Genomic DNA, 20,033 nt, shown 5'->3' on the forward strand with positions numbered 1-20,033 from the left:
AAAGCTATACCTATAATGGTTGGAAGTAGTTGGTTTTTTAAAGGAAAGAAAGAAGTTAAGTGTATTATAGATTTTTTTAATAGTAATAAAATATTAATGAATAAAAGCAAAGATATACATATAATATTGCTTGATAGGACTCAAAAAACTACTGATATGTTTTTTCTATTTAGTAAAAGGGTTGATGTTGATTTTTATAAAGATAATATAGTAAATAATATCTCATATAAAACAACTTATAAAGGTAGAATATTAATGGTTAGTTTTGAACGAAATCATTGATTATATTTAAAAAAAACCTCAATAACTTCTGGAAGAGCATATATATGCTGTGAAAGTTAAATAATTTAAAGTAGTGAAAAGGATATGTATTTAGTTATTGCAAAGAACATTTTTGAATCATCTAGTGGTAACTTAATTGGCAAGAAAGATGATAAAATAGTTACTACTGATAGTAATATAGTTGATGTAGCATAGTGAAAATCTTCCACTAAGAATTAATTCTTGGTGGAAGATTTATTATTTTTCTGATATTTCTTAATAAGTCTTACAGTTTCATCTCCATAAATACCATCAATAACTGCGTTAGTTCTCCATAGGATATATCTTATAGCTGTATGTGGTGATTTCTCAAATCCTTTAAAACTAAGAGATGCTAATGCCAAAGCTGGTCCTTTTGGGGGTACCCAACGGCGTACGGAAGTTCTAGGTGAATTTAAATTTTAGCAAGTTGGAATCCTGACACGTGGATGGACAAAAAAAATAAGGTTTTAAACTTGTTTTGATAATGAGTTTATTGTATTCTTAGATAATAGATTTATATTAGGAGATGATGTGAAAATATGCTTGAGTATTTAAAGCAAAAGATAAACATATTATTGCTTCAGCCAATGTAATTGTAATTAGACCAAAGAAAACGGATGTAACTGTTGTTAAAAATTATTTATGTGAAGATGAGATTAAGATTTCAAAAATACAAAGAAAAAATAGGGGAGGATTTATATGAAAAAAGATAGACGTACTTTAAAACTTAGTATATTATTCTTAGCAGTTTCGTTTTTATTATACTTCATTAACTTTATTATTTTTAAAGATCTTCACCATATATTATTATTTATGACTGAAGACTTAGCATTTATCCCAATTGAAGTGTTAGTTACAGTTGTAATTATTGATCGAATATTGGAGAAAAGAGACAATAGAAAAAAGAGTCAGAAGATTAACATCTTAATTGAAATATTTTTTGAAGAGGTGGGAAATGAGCTTTTGTGCAAACTGGCTTCAAAAGATAAAAATTGCTGTGAAATAGGCTGTTTAATATCAGAGATAGATGAAACCTTTGATAATGATTTTAAAAGTTTAAGAAAAGCTATTGATAATCATAAGGATAACATCGAAATAGGAATAGAGGATATTTATAACATCTATGAACTTCTACAAACAAATAAAGGTGTCTTTATTAAATTCTTAGAAAATCCTTATTTAACTGAGCATGATACATTTACAGACTTGATACAAGCAATTAATCATTTGTATCACGAAATAAAATTTAGAAATAGGAATAAAACATTAAGTGAGGCTGATATGATTCACCTAAGAGCAGACGCTATAAGAGTGTATAAATATCTTTCAGAAGAATGGTTAGTATACATGGATTATATTAAAAAGGAGTATCCGTTCTTATTTAATCTTGCCATGAAAAATGTACCTTTTAATGATGAAATAATTAGTTAGCAATCTATTTGTGAGGCATTTAAGATTATTCAAATAAAAACCGTCATTTTAATGCAGAGGTCTTAATATATAGTTCATTTACATTTTATAGTTGGCTGGTACGACCCCATAGTTAAATTTGGAAACGTAAGTGAGCAAGTTTTACTTTCTAATTGCAGTATATAACCTTATTGTTAATCATCAAAATAGCGCCATATGTTATTTTTAACATATGGCGCTAAATTTATTAAAAGTATGTGAGTTGTTTTTTATTTATCCTTAGATTCCCATTTGAAACCAGCATTTTTTAGATTTTCTAGAATTTCTAATACTTGTTCATAAGTAAGACCATCAGGGTAGATACTTTTATCTATTTCAATCTTAATGTCATTATTGCAAGCAATATCTTGCACTATTATTCCTAATCTGTTATCTGTTCGGTCCAGGAGGTAATCTGTAGAGCATTGTAAATAATCAGCTATTTGCTTAACAAAATCTACTTTAGGTTCTCGTAAATTATTCTCATAACGGCTCAAAGTTGCCTTTGTAGTCTTCAAATCTTCAGCCATTGTTTTAAGTGTAACATGTATTCTGTTTCTTTCAGTCTTTAATCGATCACCAAATGTTACCAAATTAATCACCTCCATAGTAAATATTATACAAGAGATATATGATATTAAAACGAATGTTACCGAAATTATAAAAAATATTAAATAACTTGTTGACATGTTGCCTAATTGGTAATACAATCAAGTTACCATATAGATAGAATCACTTTTGTAAGGTGGTAAGTTGATGGCAGTTAATTCTTAATTAAAAGCTTTTAATTAAGAAGCTAGAGAAATTGCGGACTTTTTCAATAAAGATATTGATTAAGTTTTCCTGCAACCTATGTTACCAAAATAATAACCATGTTGTCGTATTATTTTGCGGATAAAAAATATAAACATACTGGTGATTTAAGGATTATTAAAGTTAAAAAGTGAACAGAGAAGCAAGCTGCTTCGAAAACAAGGAGGATTAACAATGGCTAAATATAGACAGCTGTATACTGAGTTCTGGAGTGATGGGTTTGTAATGGATTTGACACCTGAAGAAAAGTTTTTCTATCTTTATTTAATGACCAATTCAAAAACCAGTCAGTGTGGTATTTATGAACTTCCAAAACAAATCATAGTTACTGAGACTGGATATAATAGAGAAACCATAGACAAGCTTCTTGCTAGGTTCTGTGAGTACAATAAGATGATTTATTGTGATGAAACAAAAGAAATCATGATTATAAATTGGATAAAATTTAATGAGCCAAACAACGTTAATGCAATTAAATGCGTAAATAAAGAGTTAAGTAAAGTTAAAAACACCAAGTTCATAGAACTACTTTATCAGAAATGTGTGTTGTATGAGTTAGAGGTGGATAAAATATTTGAGGGGCTTTATAGGGGCTTACAAGGGTCTACAAAGGATACTGCAAATATTAAATCAGTATGGGAGGAAAAATCCTGTGATGATCAGAAACTTGAGGAAAATCAATGCTTTAAACCATTATGCAACATATCGGGAAGGGGCTATGAAGGGGCTTATGAGGGGCTACCAAGTAATAGAATAAGAAGTAATAAAGAAGAAATAAAAAGTAATAAGCAAAAAGCAATAAATAAAGAAGAAGAAGTAAGAAGCACTAAAAATAATTCTGCTTCTGACAATTCAAGTGTAATTAAAGTTTTTGAAAATAATATTCATACACTGTCACCAATAGAACATGAAAAGAACTCATCTCCAAATGGAAATAGAAAAAAGGGTACTTTTTGTGATTATGACCAGAGACAATATGACTTTGATGAGCTTGAGCGGAAGCGTGCGATCTTTTTAGTTAGTGAAAACGCTGCATAGTAGCGGTGATAAGCTTTCTAGGCTAGTAGAATAGTTATTGAGACAATGTTTCTATTAGTTAACTGATATTTCTGAGTCCAGCATAGGAACTAATAATTCTATGGATACTGAGACTTGCATAATTTACTTGGTTTGCTCGGAAGAGAATGTAATGTTAGCAGTGAGACAATTAGGAAAAAGCAAGGGTCGTACGACTAAGGGTCCTGATGGTTCAAACTAAAATCCGAGGTATAAATATCGGAGCTTTACCTATTCTGATATGAAGTGAAAAAATTGTACGTGGCGATTGCTACACTAGATCCATTAGAGCGAGAAATAATAGAAAAATACTATATTTTGGACAAACCCCTTAGAGAAATAGCCTGTGATAGTGATAAAAGTTATCATCAATTTGCAAGACTTAAGAAAAAAGCCCTAAAAAAATTAAAGGCACTTATATAAATCCATATATTTTAATAAATTCCGCACAAAACTTTTAAAGGACATATATACTTAATGAAAACAAAATGAAAGGAGTGATTTAACATGGCAGTTGTATCAACAAAGGTAGCCAGTACGCTAAAACTTACTATGATGGTAGGAGTGGACAGCGAAGGTAAAGACAAATACGCAACAAAGAGATTAAGTAATCTAAAAGTTGAAGCAGTGGACGAGGACATTTTTGCTGTAGGAGAAGCTATCTCTAGTCTCAAAACTTATCCATTATTCAGACTAGACAGAGAAGATGAGGTTAACTTAGTTATGGAATAAGCGTATTTAAAGTAGCCAGGTCAAATAATTTAAAGGGGGAAAAGTGATATGCATAAATTGGTTATGAGATTTTTAACAGAAACAGAAGGTAAGTATTCCACATTAACTGTAGATGATATCAAAGCTGACGTAGATGGAGTTCCAACTATTACAGAAGCTGAGGTAAATACTCTTATGGATTTAATCATTGCAAAGAACATCTTTGAATCAGCTAATGGTAACTCAATTGGCAAGAAAGATGCTAAGGTAGTTACTACTGATACTAATATAGTTGATGTAGCTTAGGGAAATAGTGCCTGTAAAAGGGCACTTTTTTTCTGCAAATACCACAAAAAATAAAATTAGACATATTAATAAGGAGGTATATAAAAATGGCAAGATTATGTTTTGATTATGGACATGGTGGAAAAGATAGTGGGGCTTTATATAATGGAAGGAAAGAATCTAATGATGTTCTAAGTTTAGGTAGAGAAATAGCTACAGAAATTAGAAGGTATGGAGTTATTGTAGATGAGACAAGAATTAGTGATACTACCGTAACCCTTGGAGATAGAAGTGATTTTGAAAATAGAAACACATATGATTATTTCATATCTTTTCATAGAAATGCGTATGTACCTGAGAAGGCTAAAGGAGTTGAAACCTATACTTACTTAAGTTCAGGTACAAGTTCTAAAGGGTTAGCTAAAAGGATACAAGCATCACTTGTGGCTTTAGGGTTTGTAGACAGAGGAGTAAAGGAGGCTAATTTTCATGTGCTTAGAGAAACTAAGGCGCCAGCGGTACTTATTGAGATTGGCTTTATTGATAACACTAATGATAATAATGTTTTCGATAGTAATAGAAGTGGGATTATTAAAGCATTAACTAAAGCTATTCTTACAGAAATAAGTATAAGCTATATTGAAAATTCAGTACAACCAGAAGCATCAAGTGGTCAAACTCTTTATAGAGTTATGGCGGGTTCTTTTTCAGAAAGAGAAAATGCGGCGAGTCAAGTTCATAGGTTAAAGGAAGCAGGTTTTGATGCAACAATTGTGGGTTTTAATAAGTAGTTGTCAATCCACATGGAGAGGGTATGTTTATAATAAGCATCAATGGCTAGAGTGTAGCTAATAGAGAAAGGGGATAATTTCATGGTCTATAATATCGACACCATTCGGGTTACCCCTAGGGGGCTTTGTGAGGCCTTGGCTGAGCTTGCTAATATTCTTAAAATGTGAATTGAGGGAAGGTTTTTTGTTTTTGCTAATAATAAGAACGAATGTTCGTATATAATCCAAAATTATACTAATACTATAAGCATGTAATATTATGATATAATAGAGGAGGAACAGATATGGATTATGAGAAGATTGAAGATTCGGTTCTTAAGAGTGCTATGGATTTTTTTCAACAAAATGCAGTTGATTTTTTTGGAATAAATACAAAGATAATAGCACCAGCACAAACGGAGCTAAAGGATATAAAAATAAATACAAACTTTATGGATTATACTTTCTATACAGAAGATGGTAATTATCTTCATTTCGAATTCCAAACAACAAATAAGCAAGAGGATATAAGAAGATTTATGTTTTATGATGCATCTTTGCATTATAAAGGGAATAGAAAAATAAGAACTGTAGTAGTATATTCTTCAGATATTAAAAGGGTAGAAAGTTATATAGATGCAGGAAGCATCAAATATAATATAGAAGCATATTACATGAATAATATAGATGGTGATGAAAAATATAATTATTTAAAAAATAAAATTGATAATAATGAAGAACTTACAAATGAAGAGGTATTAAGTTTAACCTTTATACCATTAATGAAGGGAAAACTAACCAGGACAGAAAGAACTATAAGAAGTATAGAACTCGCAGATAAGATAAATATTAGCGATAGTAAATTAAAGTGTCTTACAATGTTGTATGCATTATTAGAAAAATTTGGAGATGCTGAAAGCAAAAAAAATTCAAGGAGGTCTTTAATATGACAGAAATAGGGAAGATGATATTAGAGGATGGAATTGCTAAAGGAATGGAAAAAGGTAGGAAAGAAGGAAAAGCACAGCTTTTATTAAAACAATTAACTAAGAAATTCAATAAAATACCAAGTGATTATAAAAATAAGATAATGGAATTATCTGATGAAACAATAGAGATAATAGGGCTTGAACTATTTGAAATGAAAGATGTGAAGGAAATAGAAAAATATTTTTAGCATGTGGAGTTTATTTTAATTTATCTTCAACGATAATAAGCGATAGAGTCAATTAACAAACAAAGCAAAATAGAGTTTGGTTGAGTATAATGGATAAGCGTTTAGTGTTTATCCATTGTTTTTTTATGCAATTTTAGAGTTAAATTTTGATAAATAGACATATTTATACTATAATATATATATATTAGTAAATTTATCTTCAGGGGGACGAAACATGCAATTAAATGTAGAACAACAAAAGTTAATACAGGGGAAACCAAGTGGACATTTTTTAATTAAAGGAGTAGCAGGATCAGGCAAAACTACAGTAGCGGTTAGTAGAATACCATTTTTATTAAATCATTATTGTTTTGCAGCGGATGATGCGATTTTGATGGTTACATTTAATAAAACTTTGGTTAATTATATTCAGTTTATTTATAACAAAATTGAGGATGAAACTAAAATGGATTTTTCAAGTATATTTGTTGTAGATCAAAATAAGGTAAACATAGTAACTATAGATAGCATTATATATAAATATTTTCAGCTTTATAAGAAGACACATAAGGTTTCTTTAAATTTGCTTGTAGATAATAAAGTTATGTATGAGTTTATGGCTCAAAGTATTGCGGAAGGCAGAAAGCTATATCCTAATGTAAAAATTTTAGAACAAAAAAATATGAAATTCTTAATTGATGAAATACAGTGGATAAAGGCATCAAAGTACACTGAAATTGAAGAATACCAAAATATAGACAGGCTTGGAAGAATGGGTAATCAAACTGGGGATGGACCGCAAAAATTAATGAAGAATTCTCCAGTTAGAAAAGGTATCTTTGATTTAATGTGTATTTATAATAAGAAGTTAAATGATGCAGGATTTATTGATTTTAAAGATATAAGCTTACTAGCATTAAAACAGGTAAAGGAAGAAAGCATAAAGAAATATACACATATTATTGTAGATGAAAGTCAAGATTTAACTAGAGTTCAATTAGAATTTTTAAAGGCACTTCACAATGAAAAAGAGTATTCTAGTTTTATGTTTGTAGCGGATATGGCTCAAAGCATTTATCCACATTCATGGTTAGTTAAGGGTAGAAGCTTTACTAGTATAGGTTTTGATATGAGTGGTAAGAGTAATGTACTATCGAAAAATTATAGAACAACAACACAAATTGCTCAAGCTGCTTATAGCCTTTTAGATAAGGACCCAAATATAATTAACGATGATAATTTTGTAAAACCTTCATTAATTGATAGACAAGGGTATTATCCTACATGTACTCAATTTAGAAATTCAAAGGATGAAGCAGCATATATTTTTTCAGAAATAAAAAATACTCTAATGGATCAATATACATATAAGGATATAGTAATTGTAGGTAAAAATAAAAATCAACTAAAAGTGTTAAAAGAATACTTTGATAAAGAGAAAGTGCCATGTATGTTACTGGAAAAGACTGATGAAAATTTTGATGAGGAAAAAGTCAAATTATTAACTATTCATTCAATAAAGGGATTAGAGTTTAAAGTTGTATTTATAATAGGATTGAATGAAGGAATAATACCTTATCTATCCTATCAAGAAGCAGAAGATGAGGGTATGCAAGAAACTATGGAGAGAAAATTACTATACGTAGGAATGACTAGGGCTAACGAGCTATTGTATTTAACAAGCAGCGGGAAACCGTCTAGATTCTTAGTAGATATAGACTCAAAGTATTTAAAATTAAAGTATAAATGCAAATTAAGTAAATTCTATAACGTGTCTTTAGAGAATTATGATTATAAGAATAATATTATAGATATATACTCCCGTGAAGAAAAAGTAAGACAGTGGATTATAAAGGAATTAAATAATATTTATAAGTATCCACTAGATTTAATCAATGTAGAATATAAAGTTAATAATTTTTCTAAGATAGGACTTGTGGATGTTGCCATTAAAATTTACAGTAACAATAATCCTATACCTTACGTATTCATAGAGGTTAAAGCTCCCCATACGAATCTGGAAAATGGCTTAAACCAATTAAAATCTTATATGTCAAATAGTAATACCTGCCAATACGGCATTGTAACTAATGGAAACGAAGTTATTATTATTAATAAGGATTTTGAATCTATAGATGATATACCTGAATTTAATTCGGCAATGCTACCAAGTTCTTTAGAGGATTATAAATACAATGATTTGAAACATAGCAGAAAATATAAATTCACGAGAGATGTAAATGAAGCTGAGCAGCTTACAATATGTGAAAGTGGCAGTGAAGATTCTTACGATGAAATGAATTTAATACCGCTTAAAATATATTGCGAAATTGCAGCAGGGCTACCTATATACATGAATGCTCAAACCCAAGGGAACTTCTATGTACCTACTGATTGGGTAGGAAATAGTGGAGAACACTTTATTTTAAAGGTTAAAGGGGATAGCATGATTGGTGCAAATATAGATAATGGAGACTTAGTAGTGATGGAGGTTAGACAAACTGCTGAAAATAGGGAAATCGTTGCTGTGGCTACTGATGCGGAATCGGCAACATTAAAGAGATACATGAAAATGGGGGACACAATACTTCTGATACCAGAAAATGAAAACTATGAGCCAATACAGATTAAATGTGAAGAGGCAAAGATCTTAGGAGTTGTAGTTGGGGTGGTAAAGAAGGAGAGTTGTAATGGAATGAAAGTATAGTATATCAGAAGAATTTATTTATACAACGATGGGCCAAATTGCAAATATTATTGAGGATATGAATGAATTTAAATATGAAAATATGTGCATGTATAAAGATTTTTTAAGAATTCAAATTATGTATTTAGCTAAAAGTCATGGCTAAGCTTGAAAAAAATCTAAATGACGATTTATTAGACGCACCACACCATATTCAAGAAAATGATAAAATTAAAATTCAAAGTGAACTTAAAGAAGAAATAATTACTGGAAAAGATACGGAAGAAGAAGATGACGAATTAAGTAAAATGCTTAATGATATAAAAATAGCAATAATGTAGAAAAAACCTTCAAGTTATACGTAATATCAAAGCTTTTCTGATATAATCAACTGTATTAGACATATTGGAAAGGACTTGATATTATGTTACCTTATAGTGATTATGGAAAAAGTAGAAAACTACTAGAAACTTTTAGATTAATAAAATCTGGAATAGCCACAACACCACAACAAATTGCAGATATATTTGAAACTTCATCGGATAACATTCATAATTATGTGAAAGAATTAAATGAAGAATGGGAAACGGATATTATATATGATAAGTCTGAAAAAAGCTATAGGGTAAATGATGAAGCGGATGTAAATGGAGATGGAATACTTGAGGCAAATAAATATGTACAACCTGTTACAGCTGATGATGTAAATTTAATATTAGCTTCTCTCGTTGAATCTCAAACTTTTATGGAAACAAAAATAGCAGTAATAAAAAACAGCTTATTAGGACTACTACCTAAAAATGAAGCAAAAAAATTAAAAGATATGCTTCATTTTGAGAAGAATTCTAATATTGATCATCAATATATTGAACAAAATGTTAATAATTTAAGAAAGGCTATATCTGATGAAAAAAAGGTGAGCTTTAGTTACAATTCAGCTGTGGGAAATCATAAGGTGCACACAATAATACCTTATAGCTTTGCTTGTGAACTTGGGAAATACTATATTATTGGATATTTAGAAAGCAAAGATTGCTTAATACACTTTAGAATAGATAGAATATCAAATGTAAACATTTTAGAAGAAGATGGAAAGAGAGATAGTAAGTTTAATGTGTATGAATACCTTAAGAGAACCTGGTATATGTACGGGGGAGATGAAACAAGAGTAAAGGTCAAATTTAAAAACCGCTGCTATAAGATAGTAACTGAAAAGAGTATGCTTGAGGGAAGTCTAATTGAAGAAAATGAGGAGTATTTTATTTATGAGTTTGTTTGTAATGGAACATTTGGAATAAAGCTATGGATTATGGGCTTTGGTGCAGATGCAGAAGTTATGGAACCGGTAGTTTTTAGAGAAGAAATTATGGAAAGTGTGAGGAATATGAATAAGGTATATGGTATATAGATTAATCTACTGAATTAAATTATCCCAATTGTTATCATTTGATCCAACTCCCAGCTCCGCATTAAAAGATGAGAACTTCGCATCTTTTGATGCGGAGTTTATTTTTGCTTATCTTCTAAAAATATAAAGTATGATTTTGAAAAATAATTGGCAAGGGAAATTTTTTTTAGCTGCCTCATTGTACAATTATACTGTTATATAGAAATACTAATATAATTTTATGTTATAGGGGTGAAAGTATTTGAATTACAAAGAAGTAAGAAAAGAAAGGCTTATAGAAATAATAGAGGGAAAAGATAAACTGATACTAGAACTTACAAGCATGAAAGCGAAATTACTGTATCAAGCAGGTATGGATTGTGTAACTGGAGTGTTAAATAGAAGAGCTGGTTTGGAAATTTTAGGGACAACCATTGAGGATGCAGCAAGGCAAGGAGAAAACTTTATAATATGTTTTGCTGATATTGACGATTTTAAAAAAATAAACGATACTTTTGGTCATAGTGAGGGGGATAAGATTCTAACAGAAGTTGGTAGTATTTTTAGAGCAAATATTAGAAATACTGATACTGTTTTTAGAATAGGAGGTGACGAGTTCGTAATTATATTCCCGAACACAAGCTTAGAGGTGGCAAGGATTATTTGTTCAAGGGTATGCATGAATATTTATGAATTGAAGGAAAAGGATAACAGTGATCACAGAATGGGTCTAAGCTGTGGGTTTTCTGAGTACAACTCCAATGAAAAAATATCTTCTAGTGAATTAATAAGAAGGGCGGATGAAGGGATGTATGTTAGTAAGAGGTTAAAAAAATAGGTTAGGTAAAGAGTTGATATAACAAATTTTTATATAATATATAAATTTGAATTGAATCATTTATTACACTATAAAGGGAAATTAAAGCATAATGTAGAATAAGTATTTGTAGAAAGATTACCATAGAATACAAATAAAGAGATATTTTGACGAATTATTTGGAAACTTATTGAATCTTTTTTATAACAAACCAAAAGGCACTAGAAGATATTTAAAGAATAACTATAAGATAAATTATAAACGAGGAGTGGTTAATTAATGGATTTTAAAGCCGATAATTTTAATTTCGAAGAGGAGTATTCAAAAATTAAAAGTAAAGTGAAAAAACCTAATATTTTATTATGTGGAGCTACTGGAGGTGGTAAAAGTTCTGTAATTAATAAGATTTTCGGCAGAGACGTTGCAAGGGTTGGAGCTGGACAACCTGTTACTAGGAATATTATTAAATATCAAGATGAGAATTTAGATGTAAACTTATATGATAGTGAAGGATATGAAGTGGGAAATGCTGCACAATCGCATTTTCGTAAAGATATTATAGGATTTATTGATGATAAAAAAAATGAATCACAAGATTTAGGGTCACAAATTCATTTAGTATGGTATTGTATTTCGGCGGGAAATAAAAGAATAACTGAATTAGATTTTGAAGTAATAAAAGAGATACAAACCAGAAAAGTAAAGGTAGCTGTACTATTTACTCAGATTGATGCTGTGGATGAAGAGGAATTAAGTGCCTTAATAAAAACACTTAGAAAAGAAATCCATTATATGGACTACTTCAATCTAAGTATTAATGATGAAGTTCCAGAAAAATATTTAGATTGGGAAAAACTCATGTCATGGTCAGTGGAAAATCTTGATGAATCATTAAGAGAAGGATTCATTAATTCAACAGTTATGGGACTTGAAGAAAAAAAGAAGTACATTCGAAAAGTTATTATACCTAAATATGCAGCATCTGCAGCTGGTATAGCCCTTTCTCCTGTTCCTCTGTCAGATAGTGTATTATTAATGCCATTACAGACTACTATGGCCTTACATATATTTGACATTTGGGGAATTGGTAAAAATAAGCAGGCTTTGAAAGCACTTTTAAGTACAACAATTATATCACAACTAGGAAAGAGCGTTGCAAAATTGCTTGCTGGAAATATACTTAAATTGGTGCCAGTAGCTGGAGATATGGCTGGTGGAGCTATTAATGCTGCGGTAGCTACTAGTATTACATACACTCTCGGATATGCTATTTCAGAAATATGTAACAAATATGCAGAAAGTATATTGAAGGATGGAAAGGCTGATATATTAGATTTCTTTACAAATAGTAATATAGAAGAAATGTTAAGGCATTTTTCAAAAGCTACTAACCGAGGAGTGTAATATTATGGCATTGGAAACAAATGTATTAATTTTGGGAAAGACAGGAGTTGGAAAAAGCTCCTTTATAAATTATATATATGGACAAAAAAAGAGAGAGACTGGAACAGGTAGGCCTGTAACAAAAAAAGGGATATTCAAAGAAACCTTTAAATTAGAAAACTTAATTGTAAATATATATGATTCTTGGGGATTAGAAGCAGATAAATCAGATTCATGGGAAGATGAAATTATTAAAGTGTTAAAAGAACACAATGAAACAATGGAAATTAAGGATTGGTTCCATACAGTATATTATTGCTTTTCAACTCAATCAGCACGTATAGAAGATTTTGAAATAAACAATATATTGAAACCTTTGATTCAAAAGGGAAACAAAGTTTCAATAATATTAACCCATAGTGATGTAGCCTTCGCAGATGATAAAAGTAAAGCCATGATAGACGTATTAAAAGAAAAATTATCTATTGATGAATCTGATATTATTAAGGTTGCAAGTGAAGGGAAAAAACTTTTGGGTGGAACTACTAAGGAACCTTTTGGAAGAGAAGAGGTTTTGTTAAAGCTAAGGTATAATTTATGGAATGATATAAAAATTAAATTGCCTTTAAACTTTGCAGAATACATGAGAAAGGAACTGTTGAATTGGAAATTAGATAGTGAAATGATAATAGAGAAAGAAGTGAAATTTTTTAAAGGACCGTCTATAGCACCTAAGGTTGTTAATAAAATAAATTCCAGATTAGAAAATAAATTTTATTCTATAGATAACCAAATAGAAAAAACAATTAATGAGACAATTCAATATTATATTACATTAGTTAATGTAAATAATAGTTTGTTTGCAGAATCCTTATTTTTTTCAAATTCAAAAATGAAGAATGCTGAGTTTAAAAGTAAATGCGTTGATTTTAAGTACGGTTCTGCATTTAAATTCGGATATTATGCGGCAATAGCTGTATTTGCTCTTATGCCAATATATGGTTTGGTTGTACCCTTTATAGCAAAAAAAACAGTAAAGGATGATTTAAGAAAGGCTCTAAATAAAAGATATATAGAAGTGGAAACTGAGATTCCTAAATTAGTTGAACAATTTAGGAATGCAGTTGAAGGTAACTTAAATCAAGTATTATTCTTAGAATAAGAATATGAGATAGAAAGTAGTAATTCAAAAATATTATTGTTGCGTGTATAGATAAATTAATAATCGAAATAGAGGAGATAAATTATGAGGAACAGAGAAGAATATATACAAAATATAGAAAAAATTGAAGAGTTGATTTTAAAACATAACATATCTAAAACTATTTATGAAAATTTATTAGAAGTGAAAGATGAAGTGCAAAAATTCAAAGTTTTAATACCCGTAGTTGGCGGATTTAATGCTGGTAAGACGTCTTTAATAAATAGTTGCTTTGGAACGAGTTTCCTTACAATTTTTTTATATCCTTAATGGTTTCTAATACATCAAAGATCTTTGATGTATTAGAAACCATTGATTCAACCTCCATCTCATTATTATTAGTCTTGTTTTTAATCCATCCTTTTAATAATAGGATTTATTAATATGAAGTATAGAAAGACAGTTCATAGCCATTATTTTTTTAGCAACATGCCACTTGCCACGTGGGTGGCACTTTTATGATACAATAAAGTAAAATATCCCAATAAAAGTCTATCCACCCATAGGAGATGTGCCCCATGAATAAAATCATCTATTTCGAAAAACTATTTACCAAAAGAAGAGAAAAACTGATAGAATACTGTTCAGAACTTCAAAAAGCTGGTAAAAACTTTATTTATATACTACCTTCAAGAGAAGCTATAACAGACGTTAGATATGCACTTATAGAAAAAAATCAAGGTATCATAAATTCATATATTATTACCTTTGATGAACTTGAAGAACTTATCATAGAGCCTTACATAAGCAAAGAAAAAATTATATATGAAGAGTTTGAACAGATTTTAATAACGAACATTTGTGAAAAATCCATAGAAAATCTTACATATTACAAGAAAATATGCACTAAGAAAGGCTTCATTGAAGAAATAAGGTCCTTCATAAAGGCTCTAAAGAGACAAACTGTAAGGTCAGAGGATCTTCTAAACATAATAAATAGTGAAGAAAATGAAATTTTAAAGAGCAAACTAGAGGATATTTCTATCATTTATAAGGCTTACAATAAAAGTCTAAGTGATAATAATGTCTATGATATAAATGATATATCATTAAAGGCTGCCCAATTTGTGAAAATGAGTAAGGTGTTTGATGAATTTGATGCAATTATAATCGATGGGTTTATTAATATAGATGTGGTAAACATGGAGCTTATAAATGAAATATCGAAGAGCAAAGATATAGATATATACGTAAACAGCTCCTTTAAAAATAATCTTATTGAGCCCTTTATAAGGGACGAAATAGTTAAGAAGCTTCAGACTATGGACTTTCATATAGTAGATAATTTAGAGGAAGAGTATGAAAGTGATGAAAAAATAAAACTGCTATCAAGAATGCTGTACTCAGGGGAAAAGCTGAATTTAGAAAAAAATCCAAACCAAAATCCTTGCGAAGAATTTAGATGTATAAAAATTAATAAGTATCCCTGCATTGAATCAGAGGTTAGAGAAACTGCTAGAGAAATTAAAAGATCCTTAATGAGTGGCTATGAGGCCTCAGAAGTTGCTGTGTTCGTGAATAAAAGCACTCTTTATTCCTCAATTATTATAAAAATATTTAAGGAGTTTAAAATTCCAGTTGAGATGATTTATAAAATTCCTCTTACGGATTCATTAGAGGTTAGAAAAATCATTGTGAGTTTTGAAGAAAATGAAGAGGAAAGTATGAAATCAGCGTCTAGCTGGCTTAATATATTAGAGGAAAAGCTTTTAGGATATCATGAAATAATTAAACCAGTATTTTTAAATGGTCTGAGTAGTGATTTGTCTTTTGAAGATAAGGTTTTACTAAAAGGCTATGAAGGCTTAAAAAGACTTCTTAAGAATCTAAGAAATAATTTTGAAATCTGTCATATGCTTGAAAATCAGATGGAGAGTAGTATATTTGTAGATTATTTAAAGGATTGTGCATTAAATTCAACAATAACCATTGAAAATATGAATAGAGATGGTGTTAAAATTTTAAATACTGATCTTGCTAAGGGAGTATTTTACAAACATGTATATATACTTGGTTTAAATGAAGGAGAAGTACCAGGGGTAACTCGAAATGCTGGTTTATTCACTGATATGGAAGTGAACAAACTATACACACAAGGCATTAATTATAGAAATTACAAATATGAACTTGCCAGGGAGAAGATAAGATTCAATCTCACCTTAGCAGCTGCAAAAGAGAGCATAATACTTTCTTATAGAGGGGCAAGTGAAGAGGGTGGTTTTGCCATTTCGTCTTCCTTTGTGGATGAAATTAAATTTTTAACGGGACTGAAAGAAGAAAAATCTTTAACCATGAGAGATAGATTCAACATAAATTCAAATCAGGTTATGAGCGAATTAGAATTAAAAACAGTGGTCCTAAAGGATATATTTGAAAAATATTATAAAGGCTTTACTGAAATGGATATAGAAAAGAAAATATCCTTGGCTCAGGAATTTGAAGGAAATATAAAGGACTATTTTACAACGTGTTTTGTTGAATATCATAGAGAAGCGGAAGAAGGCTATAATAATTACGAAGGCTGGATTGGCAGTGATTACGCAGAGGAAAAGGGGGGGTATTTTAAGCCATCAGCGGTAGGAACATATTTTAGATGTCCTTATCAGTATTATATGCAACAAATTTTTGGAGTTAGGGATATAAAAGTGGAAGAGGATGAGTTTAATCCTCTTGAAATAGGAACCTTTTATCATGAAGTCTTGAAAAGATATTATGAAAATACTACAATAGAAGAACTTTATTTAATTGATAATGGGAAAATAGATCTAATATTTAATGAGGATAAGTTTAATAAGATATTTGATAATGAAAGCCAAAATCTTAGAATACTAGATATAAATGAAGAGCAGAGAGAAAATATCATGGAAGGGTATAGAAATACCTTGAATAACTTTCTAGAGCTAGATGTTAAAAGAATGAAAAAGTATTTAAAGGATACTAAAAATATTCTTGTTCCATTTTTAATAGAAGAAAAAATTAAAGAACAAGAGGTCTTTGGAGTACCTATATCCTGCGTGGTGGATAGGGTTGATTTAGAATTTGAATATGTGGACAATCAGTTTAAACCTACAGGTAAATATATGGTATATGATTACAAGAAGCGCAAAGTATCAGATATTGCATCAATACTAGGTAGAGAAGACTGCCAAATTGTAATCTACTATTATATGGTGGAATACTTACTAAAAAATAAATTTAGTAAATTGCTAAAAAGTAGAGAATTAGATTGTATGGGTCTTATTTATTTAAGTGTAGAAAAGCAGAATAAGACTGGCTTAATTAAAGAAGGCTTGTATAGAACTGAGTACAAAGCCTCTACTGATTTTGGAAGAAAACACTTTGATGTAAATAAAGATATGTTTAATATACTCACAAGGTATGTGAGAGATCTAGTAATAGATGCAGCTAAGGATATAAAAGCAGGTAAATTCAACTACAAATCTAATTGTGATTCTTTTGATGGAAAAAGTTTTGGTGGATACAGTTGCTCTTTTAAAGATGTATGCAGATATAACAAGAATAAGATACTATTAGAAAATACAGCTTGTAGGGGAGGCGATTCAGATGCACATTAAAGAGAAGTTTAGCTTTGCCAAATTCTTTGGACTAAACAAAGAGCAAAGCGCCGCTGTGGATGTTGATAAAAACATATCCCTTTCTGCAGGAGCAGGCTCTGGCAAAACAAGAGTTTTAACTAGCAGGTTTTTAACATTACTGGATAGTGGTACTTCCATAGATGAAATTGTAGCTATAACCTTTACTGAGAAAGCTGCACTAGAGATGAAAAGTAGAATTAGAACCGGAATACTGGATAAGATTGCAATAGAAGGTAAGCAAACTAGGGCATTATGGCAGCAACAGTTAGATAATTTAAACAGAGCTAATATTAATACTATCCATAGCTTTTGTTCAACAATTGTTAGAGAAAATGCTGCGTTTCTGGGTATTGATTTTAATTTTGGTATAATAAATCAAATTCAAAAGACTGTATTTTTAAAGGAAAAACTTTCTGAAATAATTGGCACCTTATTTTCGGATGAAAATTATACTATAGAAGTTAATCACCTTTACAATTTATATGAAAATGATGATTTAGGAGAACAATTATGCAGTGACATACTAAAGCTTAGAGAAGATATATCTGAAACTAGTGAGAGTACTTCTGAAATTTTAGAAAAAGCAAAAGTGGATAAGTTAACTAGTTTTATTTTAAAAATAGTTAAAGAATTAGATGAGGGCTATTATGAATATAAGCTCTCAAAAGATGTGTTGGATTTTGGAGACCTTCAGAAAAAAGCACTTGAAATACTAGAGAATAAGCTTATGTGTAATAATTATAAGGATAGATACAAGAATTTTTTAGTAGACGAATTTCAGGATACTAATGAACTTCAAAGAAAAATATTATACAAGCTTACAGCAGATGATAGTGGAAAATTAATTCCGAGGAAACTCTTTGTAGTTGGGGATTTTAAGCAGGCTATTTATGGTTTCAGGGGAACAGATTCTACTATATTTAAAAGGGTATCTGTGGATATGGGGGAAAGTGGACTGAAGTCTCTTAACATATGCTATAGAAGTGAGCCTGAGATTATAAAGGGTATAAATGAAATATTTAGGCACCTTATAGAAGATTATCAAACGCTTAAGCATAAAGACGAGGGTGAAAATCAGAATAAGAATGAAACAGAAAAGGTAATAGGAAATAAAAACAAAATACAAAAGAGAATAAGTATAATTACCTATAGTGATGAAAAATCAGAAGGTACTGACGTAATAAAAGAAGCAAAGGCAATAATAAAGGAAAAAAGAGAAATTGAAGAATTTGTGGCAGTTCTAGAAAGAATAAAAGAGAGTTTTGGAGGGGTTATGGAAAAGACCTCTAAAGGGCCGGAAGCAGTAATAAAATCAATAAAGCTTTTGAAAGATAAGGGACTAAACTTTAAAGATATATGTATACTGGTACGTAGTCGAGGCATAGTTCCAGATATTGAAGAGCAGCTGTGTAAATATAAAATACCTTACTGTATAATTGGCGGAACTGGGTTCTATGAAAAGAGCGAAACAAAGAACATATTAGATTTATATAAGCTGGCTGTTAATGGATTTAATGAAAAACAGACAGATCAGCAGTTAATTGAGCTTTTATCAGTACTTAAAAGTCCACTGTTTCAGCTTCCAGACGATGTTCTTTTAAAAGTAAGACAAAAGGAGCTAGAAATAGGAGATATATCTTATGTTGATGCTATGGTGAGCACAGCACAGGAGCTTTTAGATGATTATCAAAGGAGCAGTCTTCTTAAGTCCTATGAATACCTAAAAGAGTTGGAAGCTACAGCAAAAAAAATGAGTGTCGTAAGGATATTAGAGAGTATAATAGAAGGCCGCGGAATTAAAGAAATATACCTTTCAAAGAACAATGGAGCACAGATGCTGCGAAATGTAGAAAAGCTATTGAGACTTGCCGAGCAGTACGATAATGAAGAATTTTTTAGTAGCGGGGAATTTATAGAATACATTGAGTATCTTAATGATAATAGTAATAATGAAGCGGAGGCAGCACTTGATACAGAAGATTCCGAGGCAGTAAAGATAATGACAATACACGCTTCAAAAGGACTTGAATTTGAGTCAATTATTGTGCCTAGTATTGAAAGAAATGTTATAAGTTTAAGTAAAAATCAAAATAAGAAGGTAGGATTTATACATTATAAAGGAAAAATACTTTCAAGATATAACATGAGTGGAGAAGAAAACAGTGAATTTATGGATGCTCTAAATGAAAAATTAATAGGAGAAATCTATGAAGAAATAAGAATACTATATGTTGCTATGACCAGAGCCAAACAGTACATTGTACTCACAGGTAAAGAAGAGGTGGTGCTAGAATAGAAATAGTACAATAGAAATTGAGAAAGTTCCTGATAAGTATTACAATAAAGATAATAGATGGAGGGACTTAATCATGAGAAAACAACACGATAAACAATTTAAAGAAGATGCTGTCAAATATTAT

Annotated in this window: 21 protein-coding genes; 19 read left to right on the forward strand and 2 right to left on the reverse strand. The window is 30.1% G+C overall.

The window, feature by feature from the left end:
• Both JJD95_RS15245 and JJD95_RS15250 read left to right on the forward strand, forming a co-directional pair.
• Nucleotides 1–282, forward strand: a 282-nt coding sequence (locus JJD95_RS15245; RefSeq protein WP_291643880.1) for a hypothetical protein, incomplete at its 5' end; no start/stop codon positions are given.
• Nucleotides 283–366: 84 nt separating this feature from the next.
• Nucleotides 367–477, forward strand: a complete 111-nt coding sequence (locus JJD95_RS15250) for a DUF2922 family protein (protein WP_291643881.1) — start codon at nucleotides 367–369, stop codon at nucleotides 475–477.
• A 20-nt stretch (nucleotides 478–497) separates the two neighbouring features.
• Here JJD95_RS15250 and JJD95_RS15255 read toward each other — a convergent pair whose 3' ends face one another.
• Entirely contained in the window at nucleotides 498–665 is a 168-nt protein-coding gene (locus JJD95_RS15255; RefSeq protein ID WP_291643882.1) for a hypothetical protein, read from the reverse strand.
• Nucleotides 666–1,002: 337 nt separating this feature from the next.
• Here JJD95_RS15255 and JJD95_RS15260 point away from each other — a divergent pair, with 337 nt between their 5' ends.
• Entirely contained in the window at nucleotides 1,003–1,734 is a 732-nt protein-coding gene (locus tag JJD95_RS15260) for a hypothetical protein (RefSeq protein ID WP_291643883.1), read from the forward strand.
• A gap of 248 nt (nucleotides 1,735–1,982) precedes the next feature.
• Here the strand turns inward: JJD95_RS15260 and JJD95_RS15265 are convergent, their stop codons facing one another.
• Complete coding sequence (locus JJD95_RS15265) at nucleotides 1,983–2,345, reverse strand: helix-turn-helix transcriptional regulator (RefSeq protein ID WP_291643884.1); 363 nt, start codon at nucleotides 2,343–2,345, stop codon at nucleotides 1,983–1,985.
• 394 nt (nucleotides 2,346–2,739) lie between these two features.
• On the opposite strand from JJD95_RS15265, the gene JJD95_RS15270 reads away from it, so the two are divergent.
• From JJD95_RS15270 to JJD95_RS15345, 16 genes are all read left to right on the forward strand, one after another.
• Nucleotides 2,740–3,603 carry a chromosomal replication initiator DnaA gene (locus JJD95_RS15270; protein WP_291643885.1) on the forward strand — a complete coding sequence of 288 codons (864 nt, stop codon included), beginning with the start codon at nucleotides 2,740–2,742 and terminating at the stop codon, nucleotides 3,601–3,603.
• A 264-nt stretch (nucleotides 3,604–3,867) separates the two neighbouring features.
• Nucleotides 3,868–4,044 carry a sigma factor-like helix-turn-helix DNA-binding protein gene (locus JJD95_RS15275; protein WP_291643886.1) on the forward strand — a complete coding sequence of 59 codons (177 nt, stop codon included), beginning with the start codon at nucleotides 3,868–3,870 and terminating at the stop codon, nucleotides 4,042–4,044.
• Nucleotides 4,045–4,128: 84 nt separating this feature from the next.
• A complete protein-coding gene (locus tag JJD95_RS15280; RefSeq protein ID WP_291643887.1) occupies nucleotides 4,129–4,353 on the forward strand; it encodes a DUF1659 domain-containing protein in 225 nt (74 codons plus the stop codon).
• A 48-nt stretch (nucleotides 4,354–4,401) separates the two neighbouring features.
• Nucleotides 4,402–4,638, forward strand: a complete 237-nt coding sequence (locus tag JJD95_RS15285) for a DUF2922 domain-containing protein (RefSeq protein WP_291643888.1) — start codon at nucleotides 4,402–4,404, stop codon at nucleotides 4,636–4,638.
• Nucleotides 4,639–4,724: 86 nt separating this feature from the next.
• A complete protein-coding gene (locus tag JJD95_RS15290) occupies nucleotides 4,725–5,408 on the forward strand; it encodes an N-acetylmuramoyl-L-alanine amidase (RefSeq protein ID WP_291643889.1) in 684 nt (227 codons plus the stop codon).
• A gap of 284 nt (nucleotides 5,409–5,692) precedes the next feature.
• A complete protein-coding gene (locus JJD95_RS15295; RefSeq protein ID WP_291643890.1) occupies nucleotides 5,693–6,337 on the forward strand; it encodes a hypothetical protein in 645 nt (214 codons plus the stop codon).
• Nucleotides 6,334–6,564, forward strand: a complete 231-nt coding sequence (locus JJD95_RS15300) for a DUF4351 domain-containing protein (protein WP_291643891.1) — start codon at nucleotides 6,334–6,336, stop codon at nucleotides 6,562–6,564. Before JJD95_RS15295 ends, JJD95_RS15300 begins: the two co-directional genes overlap by 4 nt.
• A 214-nt stretch (nucleotides 6,565–6,778) precedes the next feature.
• Entirely contained in the window at nucleotides 6,779–9,250 is a 2,472-nt protein-coding gene (locus JJD95_RS15305; protein ID WP_291643892.1) for a 3'-5' exonuclease, read from the forward strand.
• Nucleotides 9,251–9,387: 137 nt separating this feature from the next.
• Nucleotides 9,388–9,570, forward strand: a complete 183-nt coding sequence (locus JJD95_RS15310; RefSeq protein ID WP_291643893.1) for a hypothetical protein — start codon at nucleotides 9,388–9,390, stop codon at nucleotides 9,568–9,570.
• 83 nt (nucleotides 9,571–9,653) lie between these two features.
• Nucleotides 9,654–10,637 (forward strand): WYL domain-containing protein, encoded by a 984-nt coding sequence (locus JJD95_RS15315; protein WP_291643894.1) that lies wholly within the window; start codon nucleotides 9,654–9,656, stop codon nucleotides 10,635–10,637.
• A gap of 241 nt (nucleotides 10,638–10,878) precedes the next feature.
• Entirely contained in the window at nucleotides 10,879–11,454 is a 576-nt protein-coding gene (locus JJD95_RS15320; protein ID WP_291643895.1) for a GGDEF domain-containing protein, read from the forward strand.
• Between the two features lie 258 nt (nucleotides 11,455–11,712).
• Nucleotides 11,713–12,837 carry a GTPase gene (locus tag JJD95_RS15325; protein ID WP_291643896.1) on the forward strand — a complete coding sequence of 375 codons (1,125 nt, stop codon included), beginning with the start codon at nucleotides 11,713–11,715 and terminating at the stop codon, nucleotides 12,835–12,837.
• Between the two features lie 4 nt (nucleotides 12,838–12,841).
• Nucleotides 12,842–13,978 (forward strand): GTPase domain-containing protein, encoded by a 1,137-nt coding sequence (locus tag JJD95_RS15330; RefSeq protein ID WP_291643897.1) that lies wholly within the window; start codon nucleotides 12,842–12,844, stop codon nucleotides 13,976–13,978.
• Nucleotides 13,979–14,062: 84 nt separating this feature from the next.
• The gene (locus tag JJD95_RS15335; RefSeq protein WP_291643898.1) at nucleotides 14,063–14,287 is read left to right on the forward strand and encodes a hypothetical protein; all 225 of its coding nucleotides are present in this window, start codon (nucleotides 14,063–14,065) and stop codon (nucleotides 14,285–14,287) included.
• 248 nt (nucleotides 14,288–14,535) lie between these two features.
• Nucleotides 14,536–17,592, forward strand: a complete 3,057-nt coding sequence (locus JJD95_RS15340; RefSeq protein ID WP_291643899.1) for a PD-(D/E)XK nuclease family protein — start codon at nucleotides 14,536–14,538, stop codon at nucleotides 17,590–17,592.
• On the forward strand, nucleotides 17,582–19,909 hold the full coding sequence (locus JJD95_RS15345; RefSeq protein WP_291643900.1) for an exodeoxyribonuclease V subunit beta: 2,328 nt from the start codon (nucleotides 17,582–17,584) through the stop codon (nucleotides 19,907–19,909). The genes JJD95_RS15340 and JJD95_RS15345 overlap by 11 nt, the downstream gene beginning before the upstream one ends.
• The last annotated feature ends 124 nt before the right edge of the window (nucleotides 19,910–20,033 follow it).

The organism is Clostridium sp. (genome assembly GCF_016650035.1).
GTDB lineage: Bacteria > Bacillota > Clostridia > Clostridiales > Clostridiaceae > Clostridium_AD.